Genomic DNA, 19,964 nt, shown 5'->3' with positions numbered 1-19,964 from the left:
TATTTAGGCATTTTCTACACTGTTTTCAGTGGCTGAAAGAAGATGTGTAATAGCCTCTTTGCCTGGCTAATGTAGAAAAGCGGTGTGTTTTTTGGTAGTGGGGTTATAAATTATCTTTTGAAACCGACTCTGATGGGGTATTTCATAATGAGTACGGATCGCTACTGAACGACAATCTATCGATTACGTGTTATGGTTATGTACGGTAATAGCCTGCCCTAAATCAATAATAAGTCTGTCGTCCAGCTTATCCATCGTTCGCCATTCTGTGCCTTCAGAACAGGCTTCCGCATATATAACCCCTATTTTATTTTCTCCATCAAGAATTCTGTATGTACCATTTTCTTGTGGTTCAACCGTAAATATTCCCGCTTCTGTATCAACATTGAACTGTTCAAATTTCACTGTTGTTTTATTCCCGCCCTCCTGCTCTATACTTTTTCCTGATTCATTACGGTTGATAAGTTCATGGATTGTATTTTGCTCTTCTTCGCGGTTATCAGAAGCTGATTCGGAAACGTTTTCTGCAAATGAAGAACCCGCTCTCCTGGATATTACATTTCCCCTGTCGAAGTGATGATGGCGGTAAAAATCCTGATAATCCATTTCCGCAATTTTCTCTTCTATTCTTAAAGCCGCCGGGCTCCCGATAGCTGATCTGATTTCTACTTCGGTAGCCCTTGTAACTTCACCGATAATATACCGGGGCATTGCTATATATTGATTCTCGTGCAAAACGGGTATAACCACCTCTTTTTTATCCGCCCCAAGGTTTGCAAAGCCTATCGGGATGAGTATTGCTTTGTCTTCTAATTCCGATAGCCTGCTATCAAGATCTACAATAATATAACGAACAGCATGCTCTTCCGGATCAAACAATAAATCTCTCACCTTGCCAACCGAACTTCGGCTTTCATCTACTACAGGCCAGCCGGTTATATATGCTTCTCCGTCAATTATTTTATAGTCCTCATTTGATAATTCTTTGAGATTTATATATTCTATACTTCCTGAATTCATGTTCTTTTGTTTAAAGGATAAATCTTTTATCCGTCTTTTAAACATCCCCTCAGGCAAATGGTTTTCATTTGTTTAATTGTAATGCAATTTTCAAAGAAAGATGAAGCGATCTGCACAAAAGGCTATACCAGGCGAGCAGAGCTATACCGCTTTTTCAGATTTAAATAGTTAGCCGAAATATTTAAAATGAACTAAATATCCTTGTTTTCATAGCTGTGGGTAATAAATCTGATGGTCGTAAAAACACATGCACTATTAGGAATAATCATGCATTATTTTGGAATAATTCGATGTTCGAAACAGGTGGTTTATGCAAAATGGTATAAAAATACCACTTCGCCTTTATAGGCTGGCTTCTCAGATCCCTTAATCATAAGTATCGCCTCGATGTTTACCTTTGTTATTCCTCGCAGGTCTGCGATTGAGAGTAGCTTTGCTTTCAGCTGCACCTCGCTTCCGGAAGTAACAGCCTGGCCAAACTTAAAATGTTCAATTCCATAATTGATTTCCATTTTTATGTTTCTAACCTCGGCGATCTGTTTCCAAAGATATGGTATAAGTGAGAGTGTTAGATAGCCATGCGCGATTGTGGTCTCGAACGGTCCTTCGTTCTGCGCCCTTTCCGGATCCACATGTATCCACTGATGATCGAGGGTGGCGTCAGCAAAATGTGTGATTTGACCCTGATCTATCCTATGCCACTGCGAAACACCAAGTTCCTTCCCGAGGTGGGACCTGTATTCTTCAAAACTATTTATTATCAACATTTATTTTAATCTATAATTTTTGAAAAACCATTAGAGCATTTTGCCCCTTTAAACCGCCTGATTAAGCTTTAAGGGTAAAAATATTTAAAAAAATGAGTTCCAAAAATTTTTTTAGAATTTTTTAATTTCCGCTCATCAATTAATTGATTAATCGTTTTTTTAAACGGATTTGTTCTTATGGCCCGATTGTGTTTTAAATTGAAAGGGCAAGCCAAGCCAAAAAAAAACATCCGCTTTTTGACGGATGTTTTAACAATGTATGAAGGTTATATTTTATCCTATCTTAACGTTGATTGCGTTCAGACCTTTTCGGCCCTCTTCTACATCATAGCTTACTGAATCATTCTCACGAATGTTATCTAATAAGCCAGATACATGTACAAAAAGTTCTGCATCGCCATTAGCTGGTACGATAAATCCAAAACCTTTTGTCTCATTGAAAAATTTTACTGTTCCTTGTTGCATATATTCATTTAATTATTTTCAAACATAACGAAAATATATTGAAAATCAAAATGTTATATTCCGGCACATGGGTACTATTGACTTGATTTTGCCTTATTGTTTGTTGCCATCGAGAAATTATGAAACAACGTACAGAGACTGGGTTGTAAGCAGTTGAATCCCCGGTTAGTAATGATTACCGGTATGAACAGAAAACTACTAAGGCAAAAAAAAGATGCTTGTTTAATGTTAATAAAATTAAACTAAACATAAACTGATGGAACTTTTGATAGTAAGATTTTAAAATATAGTTTTCTAACCGTTTGTACTTAATCGTGTTTTGGTTTCAGCTATGATTTATAACAGAAAGCGTTCCTGAAAGTTTAGAGAATTCGGTGTCGTATGACTAAGCGGAAAAGAATTTATCGATTATTCTTTATACATATAAATCCTTCTAAAAAAGAAGTTGCACTGTATTTTCCCGGTTATTTGGCTTACCGAAAACTTTTTTTACTGATTTTATTGAAGCTGATTTGCCTCTGCCTGTCGCATTTAAAAGTGAAATCGTTTTGAAAACTAAGCATGGTGTGCTTTGTGGCTCGCCCCTGAACGCGGGTACGCCACCGCTTAAAAGAACTGCGCTTAATTTGCTGGCGCATTAATTCGATAACCTGTTGCTCGCTGAGGCCGAATTGAAATTTAATAGCGTCAAAAGGTGTTCGATCTTCCCAGGCCATTTCTATAACGCGGTCGGTATCCAGTAGATTTAAAACAATTTTCCCTTTCATTTCAGGATAGATTATCTTCGATGAAATTTTTTAAGTCTGTTTTGCTTAGAATGGTCTTCTTCTCGTAATGGTCGAGATGAAAATCTTCGAGCTTTTGAAGCAGGTATTGTAGGGTAAATTTTTCTGCCAGGGATAACTTTCCCGTTATCATTTTGCCAACGTTATTCATGTCTGCAAAAACGCTATAAAGCAGTTTACGACCTTCGTTAGTTATGGCAATGTGCTTGCTTCGTTTATCTTTAGCATCGTTCCATTGGGTAACCAAACCCGCCGAAATCAGCCGTCGGATAACCTCCGTACCCGATGTTTTTTCCTGGAGATTATGTTTAATTAACTCGGTTTTGGAAAGCTTATCGTGCGTCATCAGGATGGCAAGCGCCGTAAAATCTTCCGCTGTAAGTAAAGGGGTTTCTTCAAGGGCTTTTTTGATATACAATTTGGCGTACCGGCTCATAAAGACAAATAATCTGCCGATATTGTTATCTAGCTGATAGGCAATTTCAAGGGTTTTTTCATCGTTCTTGCCAAACCTGGTCTCGTTATTTGTTTCAATTGCTGAACTGTTGACTTTACTCAATAAAAAACCGGTAAACTGTTGCAAAGATATTTCTTTCCCAGGCTGTTCTTCATCAAGGTCTTCAACAAGTGTAATCAATTGGTGGATAAGCTGGTATGATTTCATATTTTGTCATTAATATATTTTAGCCGGTTTATTGCTGAATATGCAGGCTTTGTTTTTTAAATGCAGCATAAGCCTGATGGTAAAGGTGCACGCTATCACCACGTAATTTGAAGCCTTTAAAAAAGTTTATTGTTCTAATCAATGTGAGTTTATACTTTGGAAGTTCAGGCGCCTGGATGTTGAGCATATCTGCAACATCGTTGCCCAAAAGATTTCGCATCAGGCCAAGGATGTCATTGTTACTGACTTTCCTTCTATTTAAGGTTAAAATATGCTCGATGAGCGAATTGGTAAGTTCCCGCCCGTGATCCGAGATACGGAACTGACGATTTTTAATAACTAAGTCTAGCTGTGTCGCCATTCTTCCATTTTCTGGTAACAAGTCTTCATCCAGTCCGGTTAAATATCCTATAACTTTCCAGAGGTGCAGAAAGGCGATCTGTTCGCGGTTGCTTATGGTAATGCCCAGTTTACGAAGGCCATGAACAACGATCAATGAGAAGGAAAGGTTTGTCCCTGCCATATCTTCCTGATTAATCGGCATGCCCCATTTCTCATTCCATTTACCACTCTGCAGGGTGTAAAATCGAATGGCCGCATGTACTATTCGTACTTTCAAAATCTCATTAAAACCATTTCCACTCTTCGATAAAGCGGCAGGCCCCATAACTTCCCAAACGAAAACCGCCGTATCGTACAGGCGTTTGGTTGTATTTTTCCTAATCTTTTCTGACAGATACAATACCATAGCTCCATCTGCAGCGGTGTAGCAATAAGGAAGTGATAATAAGCCGAGCAGGCTCATAATATTCTGCGCATGCCGGGCAAAAAAAGCGTTACCCTCCTGAATAAGTTCTGGTTTGGCCCATAAGGGAAGCTCCCTGCTTTGGCTGATAAAATCGAAGCCAGGGAACATTTCATCCAAATGCGCTATTGAAAATTTTCCTGTAAGCCATTGCTGAAGCTGCAGTTTCCGGTCGTTATCCGAGAATACATATTTTATAAATTCATCAGCCACCCGATCGCCCGATTGTCGTTTGATATCTAAAAATTCCTTGTTATAAATTCCCTTTGTCGTCATCATTTAGCCATGTTTTGAATAATTACTTCTGCGGCGATTCTTCCGCTTTTCATTGCGGCATTAATCGAGCCGTTCAATAGATAATCACCGCAGAAATAGCATTGTTTATTCAATGCTGTTTCATCAGCAGCTAATTCGTTAGTTACTTGGTCATCATTTGGAAGGGCGTAATTAATATGATAAGTTTTAAGGTGTTTCCAGCTCAGCGCATCAGCGTACCAGTATTTCAATTCCTCTAAAATTTCTTGTTGAAGAAGTTTTTCATCCTTATTCGAATGGTCGCCAATAAGAGATAACGATATCAGCGCCTGTCGGTTCTTCGAATAATCTTTCGAAATCGTATTCATAACCGCAATATTGTTGACCAGCTTTCCGGGCAATGAATTAAGTGCTATCAACGGTTCGTTGAAGGGTTTGTGTTCAGCGGTGAAATAAACATTGGTTACCGAACAGAAATTTTTTGCATTTTTTCTATGCGGGAAAGGCAGGTTCAATTGATCTGTAGCAATGATTACAAAATCTGCGGTATACGACTCGCCATTTGTTGTGGTCACACTTCCCGGTTCTACGGTCGAAATCCTGTTGTTCAGCAGTAATTCATTCGGCGAAAGGCATGCCGCCAGTTGTAGCGGTATCATACCCATACCTTTAGAGGGGACAGCTGCATTTCCCTCACCAAACATTTTAAAAACAAATTCGAACATCCTGCTCGACGTTTGCAGTTTATCTTCAAGGAAAATACCTGTAAAAAACGGGCGAAAGAATTTATTGATTATTAAGCTGCTAAAGCCTTGCTTTTTAAGGTATAGGGCCGTTGTCATCTCCTGTGCTGCGAAAATATCAGTAAGCGATTTACCGTTAAGCTTTAACTTCAGTTTCAAGATTCGCAATTTATCGGCAAATGTTCCCGCTTTAGAAAATAGAGTGCTGAGGAGCGACCCGGGTTGCCGGAGCGGATCGCCGATTTTGCTTACTTTATTTTTGTCCAATATCAAGGCACCCGGATCGAAACTGCGCAGATCAAGCGCTTTATAGTCTAATAATTTTTTTGCTTCAGGATAAGCGGTTAACAAGACTTGAAAACCTCTGTCTAAAAGAAAACCATCAACCTCGTCTGTCCTTACTCTACCACCTACGCCATCAGAAGCTTCGAACACCAAAACTGATTTTCCGGCATTTTTCAAAACCTTTGCCGCGGTTAGCCCGGCTAAACCCGCACCAATTATAATTACCTCTGCATTTTTGCTCATGGTTGTTACTAATTATTTACAAGCAAATAATTTACTATTCATTTTATATATGGGGTTGTTCAAAAACTTTAGTGCTGTAAAACGCTCCAAGTTGTGATTGTAATTTGTTCGTCACCCTGTTTTCAAAGTGCCCATTCCGCCATCAATTCCGATGATCTGGCCAGTAATCCAACCGCTGTTATCTGATAACAGAAAAGAAATCAGTTTGCTGATATCTTCTGGTTTCCCGATTTTGCCCAGCGGATGCCGTTTGGCAGATGCCTCGCGTTTTTCTGGTGTGCTCAGCAGGTTAGCCGCCATAGGTGTATCCGTTAATGAAGGCGCTACAACATTTACCCTTACCTTTTGAAAGGCGAGTTCGGCAGCCAATGTAATAGCCATTCCTTCTACAGCACCTTTAGCAGCCGCGACACTTGCATGGTAAGGCATTCCGGTTTTCGCTGCTACCGAACTTATCAGTACGATGGAAGATCCTGCCGCATTTTTTAAAGAACGCATTGCCTGTTTAATTATCCGGGCTGCGCCCAAAACGTTAAGGTTAAAATCCAAAAGAAAATCGGCATCTGTTAGCCTGGCAAATGGTTTTAAATTTATGCTGCCAACAGCATACACAAGACCATGCAGTTGTTCAGGTAAAAACACTTCGATGCCATCAAGATTTTCGGTTACATCGCCTTTAAGAAACCGAACATCTACCGGCCATTCATCTGATGATGACCTTGAAATGGCGTAGATATTAGCCTTTTCCGCCTGAAGTAATTTAATTAATGACAGACCTATGCCCGAACTTCCGCCAACAACAAGTATATTTTTTCCGTCCAGTTTCATTATCCGATATATTTTAAGAATTCATTTTTTGTTTCCGCGGATAAAAATTTGCCGCTGTATTCTGCGGTAACCGTAGAACTTCCTCCATCTCTGATGCCCCGGCTCGATACACAATGGTGATTTGCATCGATAAGTACCGCCACATCTTCGGTGTTTAATACTTCCCTGAGCATTGCAGCGATTTGTATCGTAAGCCTTTCCTGAACCTGTGGCCTTTGCGAACAATATTGCACAATTCTGTTTAATTTAGATAAGCCGATTACCTGGCCGCTGCTTATGTAAGCAACATGTGCCTTACCCACAATCGGAACGAAATGATGCTCACAGTTGCTGAAAACGGAAATGTTGCGCTCCACAAGCATCTGATTGTACTTATACGGATTACTAAATAAGGTAGGCTTTGGCATATTTGCAGGGTTTAATCCCCTAAAAATTTCTTTCACATACATTTTCGCTACCCGCTTTGGTGTGTCTTTTAAGCTATCATTATCCAAATCTAAACCCAATATTTCCATGATACCTTTAAAGTGCTTCGCGATAAGCTCCATTTTGGTATTATCATCTATTTCAAATGCGTCGGCCCTCATCGGCGTATCATGAACAGATATCAGAGATTCCATTTTAACTGTTCGGTTCTCTTTTAAAGACATTGATTCTTCTAAACTGCTATCTAACATTAATTATTGATTTTATGACTAATCACCAAATGTAGTACAATATTGAATCAATAATTGTTTTAATAGTTCAAAAATATGCTAATTATAATCATTTTAAATTGGCTGTATATTTATGTTATTCGTTTGATTTAACGTTTAAATCCGCTGGGCAAATCAGCAAATTTTTTTGCCTGATTGCAGGAATTGGCGACAGTTGCAGCCTATTTTAAGATTCGAAGGATGTTGAACCGCGATATTCTGAACTAACCTATAATAATAATCTAATGCTATAATGGAAGGACTTCGCCTAATCCCGAATAATCTCTAATGTGGAAAATATCATATAAGTCAATTATTGAGCATAAACTATCTTCAATTTTTGGGTTTTTTTACAAATTGATTTGATCGTTCCGAAAAGGATGTTCAAATTAGCCATTGAATATCAAATCTCTTAACCATAATGATCATTGACATAAATAGACTGACAGCCCTTGTCTCTGCCAGAATAGTGTTTTTTATGTTTTTCTTGCTCTGCACCGGCCGCTATGCATCCGCACAGCATACAGCAGCGAAGATAATTCCCGCTGAGCTTAGCGAAACATCAGGTCTGTTCATCTCAAAAGATGATCTGTTTTTTGTACATAATGATAGTGGCGACACCTCGCGGTTTTTTGCCATTGATGCTAAAGGCAATTTATTGTCCACGTTATACTTCAAGGGAGATCTTTCTAAAAAGCATTTTGGAGTAACAGATTGCGAAGATATGGCCGGTGGCCCGGGCCTTGTAAAGGATAAACGCTACATCTACCTGGGCGATATCGGAGATAATGGTGGTAACCGCCCTTATGTTACCGTATATCGTTTCGCAGAGCCGAATAAGTTCTCAAGTAAAATGGAGATCGAAAGTGAGGCCGTCTACCTCAAGTATCCAAATGGTCCTCAGGATGCTGAGACTTTAATGATTGATCCAATTTTGAAAGAACTGATCATCATTTCCAAGCGACAGGATACCGTTGGAATTTATTCAACTTCTCTCATCTTCAAAAACAAGGATACGGTTACAATGAAAAAACGCGGAAGCCTTTTCCTGCCAGGTAAAGGTTTGGCAAAGTATGTTGTTTCAGGAGACATATCCCGTGATGGGCGACAGATCATATTAAAAACCTATACTAATGTTTATTATTGGCTGCGGAATGGTAAAGAGCCGATTTCACAAACATTACGAAGGATACCAACAAAACTACCCTACATCCTGGAGCCACAAGGAGAGGCTATTGGTTTCAGTCCGGATGGAAAGGCCTATTATTGCATCAGCGAAGGAAAAAATGCAGTTATTTACCGTTATAATATTCCTAAAATTCCCAACCTTGCCTCAAAACAAGTGCTGCCTTCCTCCGGGGTTCGTCCTTCCGGCCCGCTGTAAATTATGAAGACCTGTTTATAAAGCTAAACCCATGGTGTCGCCGTTCAGGATGTTAAATAAAGATGCAATCAAACCGACGTCCCGGCCTATCCAGAAAGATCCCTTAAAGTAAAAACATGTTTTTGATGAAGTAAACCAAATTCAGGAATGACTATTAATCTGTTTCGCTGAAAATTGAACAGCTCAAAATGCTCATAATTTTATCAGCTAACGATAACCCTTAGAATCCGTACTTTCAAAAGACGGAGTAAGCCTAATGGAAGTATTGGCAATTTCAAAATCATAAAACATTTTACTGTGCAACATTAACCCGTTCTTACAGGTTGTATTTTAAAAAATATGGAGTTTTAAATCATCCGATGTATTTAAAAAATACCTTTTGTAAACTTTTGTATGCTGCTTTTCGTTCCTTTTATAAACTATATCATTATGAAAATATCACATCTTTTAATTCCTCTTTTGTTTTTGATATCGCTCCATACTGTATTTGCCCAAGATCAATCACCCTACACTTTTAAAAAGCAATCTGCAAATGGTACTGGTAAGGTTTACATGGGCAGAGAAATTGCCCGGGTAATGAGTTTTGAGGGCGTAGAATGGCTTGAACGCAACAGCCGAACGCAGGAAGAAAATACCAATCTGGCCTTGGATTCTCTGCCGCTTAAAAGCAATAGTGTAGTGGCCGATGTCGGTGCGGGATCAGGATTTTACACTTTTCGGGTTGCCAGGCGCATTCCGAAAGGCAAAGTCTATGCTATAGAGATTCAAGATGATGCTATTGCCTATCTTAAGAAAAAAGCACTTGATAACCGATTGACTAACGTTGAGGTCATTAAAGGAACAGAAAAAGCCCCGAATTTACTGGCCAATTCAATTGATTTGGCGTTTATGGTTGATGTTTACCACGAATTACAACACCCAGCAGCCTATTTGGCGGCCTTAAGGAAAGCACTCAAGCCCAATGGCCAATTGCTGTTACTTGAGTACAAGGAGGAAGACCCTTCAGTAGCCATCAAACCCGAACATAAGATGAGTGTAAAGCAAGCGAAAAAAGAACTTGCTGCCAATGGCTTTAGGCTGGTCAAAAACGGTACGTTTCTGCCGCTGCAACATTTTCTACTGTTTGAAAAAACAGGCAATTAAATGCAGTCGCCTCGCTGGCGCATCGATGAGCTGACCAAAGCACTGGCGGCTCACAACTTAAGGGTGGCCGATTTATCCATTCGGTCTTGATCGGCTTTAATTGTTATCCCATGTGTTTTCCAATTTATTTTTACCTCATTTGAATCTTTAGCCGGATCATAGATTGACGTAAAAATACCTTTTTTTTCATTGAATGCCCAACCTGTGAGATTGTCTTGTATATTACACTGACTTTTGGCGTCTGCATTAGGCGACTTTGTGTTTTTTTCACCATATTAACATTGCAGAGTACCTAACCGATTACAAATCCAGTCTTATGGAAGTTTCTTTACAACAAGATTTCGATCACGCTACCTTATTAATGTCTAAGCTTTTGCAGGTGCTGACTTGTCCAGCAATTGTTTTAAAGATTAGTGATTCGGACATAAGCATAGCCTGCACTAACGATCAGTTCGTAGCATGGGGAACCATGGTCGGCTTCCCTACCACAGAAGCATTTTTAGCGGTTTTTTTTATGGGTGAGGCAGGGGAGACACTTTCTGACCATGTTTTTCGAACTCAAAATACAAAGGAAAGTTCGTCATTTGCAGTTAGCTTGGGAAGGCAGATGTTTTCAGGGGCTGAGGCTATTTACAGCTTCGAGAATCACTATCTATCTGCCCAAAATAACACGACATATCTGCTTCAAACAATCAAGATGGAGGGCGCCCTTTTAGCGGATGAAGGCTTAAAATCCTCTATTATAACCAACACTGACGAAACTTTTATTATTATAGACCGGGACTTTATTGTTGTGGATTTTAGTGTAAAGACTAAAATTTGGATACAAGAATATCTTAACTTAAAACTCGAAAAAGGCAAATCAGTGTTGAATTTTCTATCAAAAATAGATTTTCCTGAGTTTTTTAAGCTTTATGAAAAAGTAGTTGGGGGACAAACAGCGCATTACCCGTTGGAAGTTGAAAGTGATACCAAGCATCCGAACAAAATTAGTCTCACTTTTAAACCCTCAACCAGCCCGAAAGGGCAGGTGGAGGGGATATATATCAGCGCTGGAAATGTTAATGAACAATCTTCCATGCAAGCGGAGCCAGACATTCAGCAACCCGGGCACACGCTTATCTATGAAAATCTCAGTGAAGCCGTTTTTCTCCTTGGCGTTGAGGAAGACAGCCATTTTAAATTCATTTCAATAAATCATGCTTTTACAGCCGGTACCGGTTTAACGGAGGCGGAAGTGGTCAACCGGTATCTGGAAAAAGTCATCCCCGACCCTTATCTGCAACCTATCCTGGAAAAATGCGGTCAGGCCGTCGAGCAGAAAGATACGGTCCGCTGGGAACTTTCCGTTTCATATCCTTCGGGGATAAAATTTCTACTCATTTCCATTACGCCATATTGTGATCAGCAAGAATCCGGCACCAGGATTGTTGGTTCAGTTCAGGATATTACTCAAAGAGTTACTATAGAACTGCAAGCCAAAGCCCGGGCGATGACGCTGGCAAAAATACTGCATTCATCGCCAGATATCATCTGTACGATAAATGAACATGGCTATTTTACGGGTATCAATGCAGCCTGCGAAAGAATCTGGGGATATAAACCTGATTTTCTTAAGTTCAGATTGGCAAGAGATTTTGTCCCGGAAACAAATCGCCCAGCATTTGACAATTTCCTTCATGATGTAAAATCCGGACAACCTGTAACGGCTTTTGAAAACTCCATGCTGAATTTCCTTGGTAAACCCATATCGATGCTCTGGTCAGCCAACTGGGATAAGGAAGAGCGGCAAATTTATTGTACGGCAAGAGAAAACACAGCGCAAAAGTTAGCGGAAGCGAAACTTATTCAGAGCGAAAAACGTTTCCGTGCACTGGTGCATGACGGCTCGGATATGATTGCCATACTTGATGAGGCCGCGACTTACATTTACGTAAGCCCGTCTTCCAAATATGTGCTGGACATTGAACCTGAAAGCTTTATAGGACGAAATGCATTTGAATTTATTCATCCCGAAGATATCGAAAAAACTAAACTGGAATTTTCTTCTGCTACAGGGCAAAAAAAGCTTTCGCTCAGTCCGTTCAGATTCCGTCACAACAACGGATCCTGGAGATGGATACAAACGATAATTACTGACCTGAGAAATTCACCGGCAGTTGGCGGTTTTGTGGCCAACTCACGAGATGTTACCGACATCATGGAAGCCCAAAATAAGGTTTTAATCAGTAATGAGCGTCATCGGTTCGTAGGTAAGGCAACATCAGATGCAATTTGGGACTGGGACATCCTCTCAGGTTCAATTCATTGGGGCGAAGGCTTTACTACGCTATTCGGTTATAGCCAAGATTTCCTGAACGCTGATATCGGAATCTGGAAAAAACACATTCATCCACTTGATAGCCCCAGAGTTGAAAAGGGTTTAGACGCTTTTTTGTCTTCAGATAAATCAAACTGGCGAGATGATTATAAGTACCTGAAATCAGACGGAACCTATGCACATGTTGTAGATAAAGGTTATGTCATCCGCGATGCCTTCGGCAAAGCGGTCAGGATGATCGGTGCTGTACAGGACATTACCATTCGTAAGGCTGAGGAAGCCCGCTTACGAGTGCTTGAATCTGTTGTAACCAATACCGTTGATTCGGTTTTGGTGGCCGAGGTTTCCCCTGAAGGTAGCCTGATGACCAAAATAAGTTTTATCAACCATGCATTTGAAAAATTGACGGGCTACACCTCTGAAGAAGTTATCGGTCGCAGTCCATGGTTTCTTCAAGGCTCGGGAACAGATAGGTCTGAGCTAAAAAGGCTTATGACGAGCATTAAAAATAACCGGACTTACAAGGGCACGATTATTAATTACAGAAAAGATGGTACCCCGATTTGGGTGAATTATTCAGTTACCCCGGTTCTTGATGGCTCAGGTAGTTATGCCCACTGGATAGCCATTCTCAGAGACGTTAGTCAAGAGAAAAGAACTGAACTACAACAAAATTTACTGTCTGAAATATCTTTTGTTTTTAACAGTGACCTGGGCTTTAAAGAAACACTGAAAAAAGTTCTGGTGAGGATTTCAGCTTATGGACAGTTCGCATTTTCGGCGATCTGGACAATAGATTCTAACTCTGGAAAATTAGAGCCGATGGCTCATTATTTTGCTGATCGGGCGATTAAGGCATCAGCCGATTTGCGGATTTCAGATCAGTTGGGGAAAATTTTAGCTGAACAGATTAAATTGAGCGGAAAAAGTGCAGCATGGGCTGAAGAAGAGTCAGGTGTTTTAATACCCGCCGGCATCAAATCAATTTCAGACATGCCACTCTTTCACCACAACAGAATCGTTGGGGTATTATTGATAGGATCAATGAAGATTGGCAATCCAAAAATGGCCGACATTCCCCCGGTTTTGGATAAACACCTCGGTACGGAACTCCATCGGAAACAGCTGGAGCGCGACCTTCACCACATTTTCAATGTCGCTCCGGATATTATTGCAATAACTGATTTTGATGGAAATTTTCGAAAGCTCAATCCTGCAGCATCCCAACTTTTAGGATATTCCATTGAAGAGTTGCTATCCAGTCCGTTCAGTCATTTCCTGTATCCCGAAGATCGCCGGGGCAACAAGAAAGATTTGGAAAAATTGCGTAACAGTGGTAAAGCCTATTATATTGAGGAACGGTACCTCACCGCTCAGGGTCGCACCAAGTGGCTTGCCTGGACGTCTCAGCCCCTTGTCAAAGAGAAGCTGATCTATTCTGTGGCCAAAGACATCACTGAGAAAAAAGAATTAGAAGGTCTTTTGCTGCGTTCTAACAGCATTGCCAGGATTGGCAGCTGGGAGTTTACTTTTCCCGATGGAAAAATTTACTGGTCTAAAATTATGAGGGAAATACTCCATGCCAGAGAAAGTTTTCAACCCGACCGGGATAGCTTCATAGGAGAGCCATGTTCTCTTGAGGATAAAAAAAGGATAACGCAGATTACGAGTGATTGTATTTCCTCAGGCGAACCGTGGGACGAAATGCTTCAAATCAAGACCTATACTGGCGACTGCAAATGGGTAAGGACAATAGGCAGTGCTGAATTTGTCGATGGTAAGTGTATCAGGATATTTGGAAGCTTACAAGATATTGATCTTCAAAAACGAACAGAAGCCTCCGCAACCGAGGCCAGATTGGCTTTGGAAGAATCAGAAAGGAGATACAGTGAATTGTTTCACTTAAGTCCGCTACCCATGTGGGTATATGAATTTGATACGCTCAAGTTTTTGGATGTCAATCAAACCGCGGTGGATCATTACGGTTATTCCCGAGATGAATTCTTGAACATGGACATTAGCAATATCCGGCCGGTGGAGGAATTGGACTTGCTTAAACAGACCTTAGAAAAAACCCGGAAAGATGAAGATGTTGTATTTCAGGGCATATTTAAACATAAACTTAAGAACGGTCAGATAATTAATGTGGACATCAAAAGCAATACGATTATTTTTAAAGGGAAAAGGGCAAAAATAATTGTTTCTACAGATATCACTCAGCGGCTTAAACAGTTTCAGGCAATCGAACTCAGGAATGAAAGGCTTCGGGAAATTGCATGGATACAATCGCATAAAGTTAGGGCGCCACTTGCAAAAATATTGGGTCTGGTAGATTTGCTTTCTCTGCAGCCCGCGCTGGCTCCTGAAACGCAGAAATTTTTGCAGTATATTGAACAATCTGCAAATGAACTTGATTTGGTAATCAAAGAGGTTACACAAAAATCAGAGGAACTAAATTTACCTGGCAGTGGGTACTGACATATTAATCGTTGATGACGATCCGGCAATACTTTTTATGCACCAATTTATAATTGAAAACCTTTTGCCTGATGCTAAAATTTTTACTTTTGAAAATGGCCGGCTAGCGCTCGATTTTATATTGCTAAGTTCAGGTTTAAATGTTACCGTATTTCTGGATATCAATATGCCTGTAATGAATGGCTGGGAGATGCTCGATGAGTTGCAGAGTGCTCCGGGAAATCCTAAACCTAAAGTTTTTCTGGTCACTTCTTCAATAAATGCGTCGGATGTGGCGAAAGCCGAAACTTATGAGATGGTCTCCGGTTTTATAAATAAACCACTTAAGGCTAAAGATATTTCACGGATTTTTGACGAACCCGGAGTGTGATGTAGCTTGGGGCAGAAATCTATCTGACTTAACGGAGCGTTGAGGCGTTCAGGTGTAGACATAATTTCTGTAATACAATCTATCAATACCTTGAGTGCTTCAGGCATGCAACAAAAATTACTGTTCCTGTTACGTAATTTCAATAAGCTATTGGTGTTCATGAATTAAATTTCCGGATTCCAATAGAGATGGCTAAACTCCTTCCCATCTAAACGTATAAACATTTTTTAAGGCCATATTTTTCGCTTTAGCTAATGGCTTTTTATGGCCATTGTATCATGAATGACTTAAATTTCTAAAGTCATAAAGTTATTCTTCCTCGGTGTTCGAACAAAAGTTTAGAATTCTTGTTAAGGCTTTCATATGGATAATTCACAGCACCTCACCGTTCGGGATAAAAAAATAATCTGGCCTTTACAGTCACTTAATTTTTTTATGGCCGACCTTCAGGCGGGCGTGGGACCTTTTCTTGGTATATTTCTTTTGGCACATGGCTGGAAAAGTGGACTGATTGGTTCGGTGATGACCTTAGGTGGCGTAGCCGGAATGATCATGACTATTCCGGCCGGAGCCCTTATTGATGCGACGAAGAGAAAAAGAACTTATGTGGTGATTTCGGCCATTTTTACCATAGTGGCTTCATCCATCATATTATTAACCCAGGAATTCTGGTTTGTGAGTATCTCTCAGGTGGCCACAGCCATTGCAGGTTCTGCTATTGCCCCGGCAATGATTGCCATTACCCTGGGCATTGTTAAGCAGAAAGGGTTTAACCGGCAGAATGGTCACAATCAAGCTTTTAATCATGCCGGCAATGTCGTCGGTTCAGCGCTTTCCGGCTATCTGGGGTATAAATTTGGCATGCCTGCAATCTTTATACTGGCAGCTTTGTTTGGCGTCTTGTCTATCATATCGGTGCTGCTTATTCCGGCAAAAGCTATCGATGATAATGCCGCACGTGGAATAAGCGAGCAGGGAGGAAGTGGCCAGATAAGTGGATTTAAAGTACTGTTTCAATGCAAGCCTTTGCTGGTTCTTGCAGCGGCGCTTGCACTTTTTCACCTCGGAAATGGTGCTATGCTTCCCCTTTACGGACTGGCAGCAGCAGAGGGACATAATAGTAATCCATCTATTTTTGTGGCGATGACCATAATTATTGCGCAGTTGGTGATGATCATCACTTCGTTGCTGGCGATGCGTATGGCAGAAAAGAGTGGTTACTGGTTTGTGTTATTGATATCTTTTATTTCATTGCCTATCCGTGGATTTATTGCATCCTATCTGCACAGTCATATTGGTATTTATCCCGTGCAGATGTTAGATGGAATTGGAGCAGGATTACAGAGCGTGGCTGTGCCGGGTTTGGTTGCACATCTGCTAAACGGTACAGGGCGGGTGAATATTGGTCAGGGGGCGGTGATGACGGTTCAGGGCCTCGGCGCAGCTTTGAGTCCGGCAATAGGCGGCTGGATGGCGCAGGGGATGGGCTATGATGCTACATTTTTAATTTTGGGTAGCTTCGCAGTTGGTTCTATTTTGCTTTGGATAATATTTTCTAAAACATTAAAAGAATCTTGTTAACAAGAGATTAAAATATAATGAAGATACAAAATCGAAGACTCGCTAAATACCGATTGTAATAGCTGATATTATCCGGAATGCCAGAATATTTCTACACTAAATTAAACCATGAATAATATATTAATCTGGGTGATTTCATTTCTTGCTATAGCAGGCGTGATTGTCCGGCCATTTAAAATAACAGAAGCCATTTTTGCTGTTTCAGGCGTTTTTTTACTGTTAATTTTCGGATTATTAAATTACCACGAAGTATTAACAGGTATTGAAAAAGGCACTGACGTTTATCTGTTTCTGACGGGGATGATGCTACTGGCGGAAACTGCACGGAAAGAAAAACTCTTTGAATGGCTGGCTGCTCATGCTACAGTTATGGCAAAGGGATCTCCGGCAAGGCTCTTCCTGCTGATTTATCTGGTTGGTGTTGTGGTAACGGCTTTTCTATCGAATGATGCCACTGCCGTGGTACTCACTCCGGCCGTGGCTGCTGCGGTAAGTGCCGCAAAAGTGAAGCAGCCACTTTCATATTTGTTCATTTGTGCGTTTACTGCAAACGCCGCTTCTTTCCTTTTACCCATTTCAAATCCGGCAAACCTGGTTATTTACGGTAGTCAATTACCGCCATTGGCTGTTTGGCTGAGCATTTATTTGATTCCTTCTCTTTTTGCGATAGCGGTTACCTACATTGTTTTGTACCTCACCCAGCGGAATAGCTTCAAAGGCAGTATTGCTATTAATATTGATATCCCTAAACTATCAACCGGAGGTAAAACGGCGCTTATTGGTATTGGTCTTACGGCGATTGTTTTACTAATTGCTTCCAGTCTGAGTATTGATTTGGGTTTTCCGACGGCTATAACCGGTATATTAACAACTGCTATCGTATCGGGCAGTATAAAAAAGAATCCAATCGGGGTGGTAAAAGGAGTTTCTTGGGCGGTGATTCCTTTGGTGGCCGGTTTGTTTGTGATTGTTGAAGCCTTAAATAAAACCGGGATGATTCAAACCTTTACCAGCATATTGCATCGCAGTATTGATCAGTCATTGACTGCTACTGTGTGGTATAGCGGCATATTCTCAGCGTTTTCCTGTAATCTGATGAATAATCTTCCAGCCGGCCTCATTGCCGGAAACGTGCTGCACAACGGAGTTGCTCCGGGAATGGTCAGAAGTGCGGTACTGATTGGCATCGACCTGGGGCCTAACCTTTCTATCACAGGATCACTGGCTACTATTTTATGGCTGGTGGCTTTGCGACGCGAAGGCCATGAAGTAAGTGCATGGACGTTTTTGAAACTTGGTGCAATGATTATGACCTTAGCCCTTATTGCTGCACTGGCCGCATTGTGGATTTAAGCCATTTGCAGTTGAACTTTGGTATGTAAGCTTGAATACGGATAGTAGGTCTGATAAGCTATCCTTTCCAATAAATAAAATATAAAATAACTGGTAGTGTATCATTTTAATTTAAAGAGTACCTATCCGCCGCCCGTCATTGCGTAACAATAATTTTAATCATTAAATACCAAGCTTCGCTTTCTATGCAGAAAAATCACTATCCATATTAATAACATTGAAATCAATTTATAAATGATTGAGTAATGATTCTAATTCTATTATTTAGCAATAATACAAAATTGAGAATAGGGACAATGTATGTTTAAATGCTCCGGATTGTTTTACCTATGTTGTACCCGAACAAAAAAGCCTTTAGCTTTTTATAGCTAAAGGCTTGGTAATCAGTGTAGAGTCAATCCGCGGAAGTTCGAACTTTTATGAGCATTGCGAAGCGATAGTTGATTTTGAGAATTTGTTAAACAATAAGGTGGAAAGGCAGTATCGTAAAAAGAAATTACTATAAGTTTTACCAAGGAATTTATCATTTTGAAATCTATTCCAATAGCCTCTTCAATGAATTGTTTCGCCCATTTTTGTATTATCAAGAAACGACCGTTTTTTGATAATTGGAAGAAGAGAAATAATGATCGCAATATTTCTCTTGCTCTGCCGTGTATTAGAACCCCTAGCTGAACTATCATAGATAGCTTAAACCTTGGTCTTGCAGCTTTGAATTGGTGCTTGCTCTAAAAAACTGTTAAATAGCAAATTAAATTGTTCAGAGAAATCCAAAAGGCGTACCAGTTAATGCAATAACGTGATCGTAAATTTGAGGTATTCCCTTTTATAAGTCCAGCAACTTCTAAGGCTTTAAGATGCTTTGCAACTGAAGATTCTTCAATTGGCAGATCGTTTATTACTCCTTCAGTACAACTTTCTTTCCTTGCAAGCCGGATCATTATAGCCATCCGGGCTGGGTGTGCCAAGACCCGCATGAACTTTGCAAGCTGCTTTTCTATTGGCGCATAGTCTCTGGTGTTGACCTCCATTTGGTTAGTGTTATTTGGCTAGTCGCAATGCATCTGCAAATTCACTTTGCAACAAACTATTTTCAATAGCTCTTGCTGAGGCTTCTACGTCATATTCAAACCTTATAAACTCTACCTGTATGCTGTTTTTATCTGATAGGGAGCTGTCTGCAGCAATGGTAAGTATCACATAGCAGCCCCTGGGATCTCCGTCTTTAGGCTTTCCTACCGACCCGAGGTTAACTACGTGCTTAAACTTATTATCATTATCCTCTAAAATACGATGGTAAGGCTTGTGAGAATGACCAACAAAGAGCATGTCTGCACCTGCTTCCTGCATCATATCTAAAACATACTTTTCATCCGTATCTATTAAAATATATTCATCTATACTTCTGGTGCTGCCGTGGGCAAAAACAAGATTGAGTGTTTCGGATTGTAGTTTGTATTCCAATTTAATGTGCGCAGGCAGTGTCTTCAGGTAATCTCTATTATCCTGGCTGATTAAATGATACGCATAATTCTTCCCTGGCTCCTGGAGACTATTCGGGGTTGTAATTAATTTTTCAACCTTCTGGTCATGATTACCTTTCAAAGTTCCGATTCCACGCTTACGGATCTCCTGGATAATTTCGTTTGGATAGATGTGGTATCCCACCAGATCACCGAGACAATAAACGGCATCGGGTTTTTGGTCATCCATATCGTCTAACATTGATTTAAATGCAGGTAGATTGGCATGAATATCTGAAAATAGTGCTATTCTCATA

General features: G+C 40.4%; 17 protein-coding genes. 6 read left to right on the top strand and 11 right to left on the bottom strand.

Annotated features, from left to right (window positions below):
* Window positions 1–183 precede the first annotated feature (183 nt).
* The 9 genes from O0931_RS15960 to folE all read right to left on the bottom strand — a co-directional run bounded on the left by O0931_RS15960 (window position 184) and on the right by folE (window position 7,537).
* Complete coding sequence (locus O0931_RS15960) at window positions 184–1,020, bottom strand: PRC-barrel domain-containing protein (RefSeq protein ID WP_269416473.1); 837 nt, start codon at window positions 1,018–1,020, stop codon at window positions 184–186.
* Window positions 1,021–1,328: 308 nt separating this feature from the next.
* Entirely contained in the window at window positions 1,329–1,787 is a 459-nt protein-coding gene (locus O0931_RS15955) for a MaoC family dehydratase (RefSeq protein WP_269416472.1), read from the bottom strand.
* A 273-nt stretch (window positions 1,788–2,060) separates the two neighbouring features.
* Window positions 2,061–2,252 (bottom strand): cold-shock protein, encoded by a 192-nt coding sequence (locus tag O0931_RS15950; RefSeq protein ID WP_131531728.1) that lies wholly within the window; start codon window positions 2,250–2,252, stop codon window positions 2,061–2,063.
* Between the two features lie 473 nt (window positions 2,253–2,725).
* A complete protein-coding gene (locus tag O0931_RS15945; RefSeq protein ID WP_269416471.1) occupies window positions 2,726–3,019 on the bottom strand; it encodes a TIGR03643 family protein in 294 nt (97 codons plus the stop codon).
* A 1-nt stretch (window position 3,020) separates the two neighbouring features.
* Window positions 3,021–3,701 (bottom strand): MarR family winged helix-turn-helix transcriptional regulator, encoded by a 681-nt coding sequence (locus tag O0931_RS15940; RefSeq protein ID WP_269416470.1) that lies wholly within the window; start codon window positions 3,699–3,701, stop codon window positions 3,021–3,023.
* Between the two features lie 28 nt (window positions 3,702–3,729).
* A complete protein-coding gene (locus O0931_RS15935) occupies window positions 3,730–4,785 on the bottom strand; it encodes an oxygenase MpaB family protein (protein WP_269416469.1) in 1,056 nt (351 codons plus the stop codon).
* Window positions 4,782–6,032: an NAD(P)/FAD-dependent oxidoreductase gene (locus O0931_RS15930; protein ID WP_269416468.1), complete on the bottom strand. Its 1,251-nt coding sequence runs from the start codon at window positions 6,030–6,032 to the stop codon at window positions 4,782–4,784. The genes O0931_RS15935 and O0931_RS15930 overlap by 4 nt, the downstream gene beginning before the upstream one ends.
* Before the next feature lie 111 nt (window positions 6,033–6,143).
* Window positions 6,144–6,860, bottom strand: coding sequence for an SDR family NAD(P)-dependent oxidoreductase (locus tag O0931_RS15925; protein WP_269416467.1), 717 nt, complete (start codon window positions 6,858–6,860; stop codon window positions 6,144–6,146).
* Window positions 6,860–7,537: a GTP cyclohydrolase I FolE gene (gene folE, locus O0931_RS15920; protein ID WP_269416466.1), complete on the bottom strand. Its 678-nt coding sequence runs from the start codon at window positions 7,535–7,537 to the stop codon at window positions 6,860–6,862. The genes O0931_RS15925 and folE overlap by 1 nt, the downstream gene beginning before the upstream one ends.
* A 439-nt stretch (window positions 7,538–7,976) precedes the next feature.
* On the opposite strand from folE, the gene O0931_RS15915 reads away from it, so the two are divergent.
* From O0931_RS15915 to O0931_RS15890, 6 genes are all read left to right on the top strand, one after another.
* Window positions 7,977–8,939, top strand: a complete 963-nt coding sequence (locus O0931_RS15915; RefSeq protein ID WP_269416465.1) for a hypothetical protein — start codon at window positions 7,977–7,979, stop codon at window positions 8,937–8,939.
* A 429-nt stretch (window positions 8,940–9,368) separates the two neighbouring features.
* The gene (locus O0931_RS15910) at window positions 9,369–10,082 is read left to right on the top strand and encodes a class I SAM-dependent methyltransferase (protein ID WP_269416464.1); all 714 of its coding nucleotides are present in this window, start codon (window positions 9,369–9,371) and stop codon (window positions 10,080–10,082) included.
* 316 nt (window positions 10,083–10,398) lie between these two features.
* Window positions 10,399–14,880, top strand: coding sequence for a PAS domain S-box protein (locus tag O0931_RS15905; RefSeq protein WP_269416463.1), 4,482 nt, complete (start codon window positions 10,399–10,401; stop codon window positions 14,878–14,880).
* Window positions 14,870–15,250 carry a response regulator gene (locus tag O0931_RS15900; RefSeq protein WP_269416462.1) on the top strand — a complete coding sequence of 127 codons (381 nt, stop codon included), beginning with the start codon at window positions 14,870–14,872 and terminating at the stop codon, window positions 15,248–15,250. The genes O0931_RS15905 and O0931_RS15900 overlap by 11 nt, the downstream gene beginning before the upstream one ends.
* A gap of 363 nt (window positions 15,251–15,613) precedes the next feature.
* Window positions 15,614–16,831 (top strand): MFS transporter, encoded by a 1,218-nt coding sequence (locus tag O0931_RS15895; RefSeq protein ID WP_269416461.1) that lies wholly within the window; start codon window positions 15,614–15,616, stop codon window positions 16,829–16,831.
* Between the two features lie 108 nt (window positions 16,832–16,939).
* Window positions 16,940–18,184 (top strand): arsenic transporter, encoded by a 1,245-nt coding sequence (locus O0931_RS15890; RefSeq protein WP_269416460.1) that lies wholly within the window; start codon window positions 16,940–16,942, stop codon window positions 18,182–18,184.
* A gap of 728 nt (window positions 18,185–18,912) precedes the next feature.
* Here the strand turns inward: O0931_RS15890 and O0931_RS20185 are convergent.
* Window positions 18,913–19,161, bottom strand: coding sequence for an ArsR/SmtB family transcription factor (locus tag O0931_RS20185; protein ID WP_371566363.1), 249 nt, complete (start codon window positions 19,159–19,161; stop codon window positions 18,913–18,915).
* Window positions 19,162–19,225: 64 nt separating this feature from the next.
* Window positions 19,226–19,963, bottom strand: coding sequence for a metallophosphoesterase family protein (locus O0931_RS15885; RefSeq protein WP_088300345.1), 738 nt, complete (start codon window positions 19,961–19,963; stop codon window positions 19,226–19,228).
* Between the last annotated feature and the right edge of the window lies 1 nt (window position 19,964).

It is taken from the genome of Pedobacter rhodius (assembly GCF_027213645.1).
In the GTDB taxonomy this organism is placed as follows: domain Bacteria; phylum Bacteroidota; class Bacteroidia; order Sphingobacteriales; family Sphingobacteriaceae; genus Pedobacter; species Pedobacter rhodius.
Note: the sequence above shows the minus strand (reverse complement) of the source record. Positions and strands in the feature narration are given on the sequence as shown.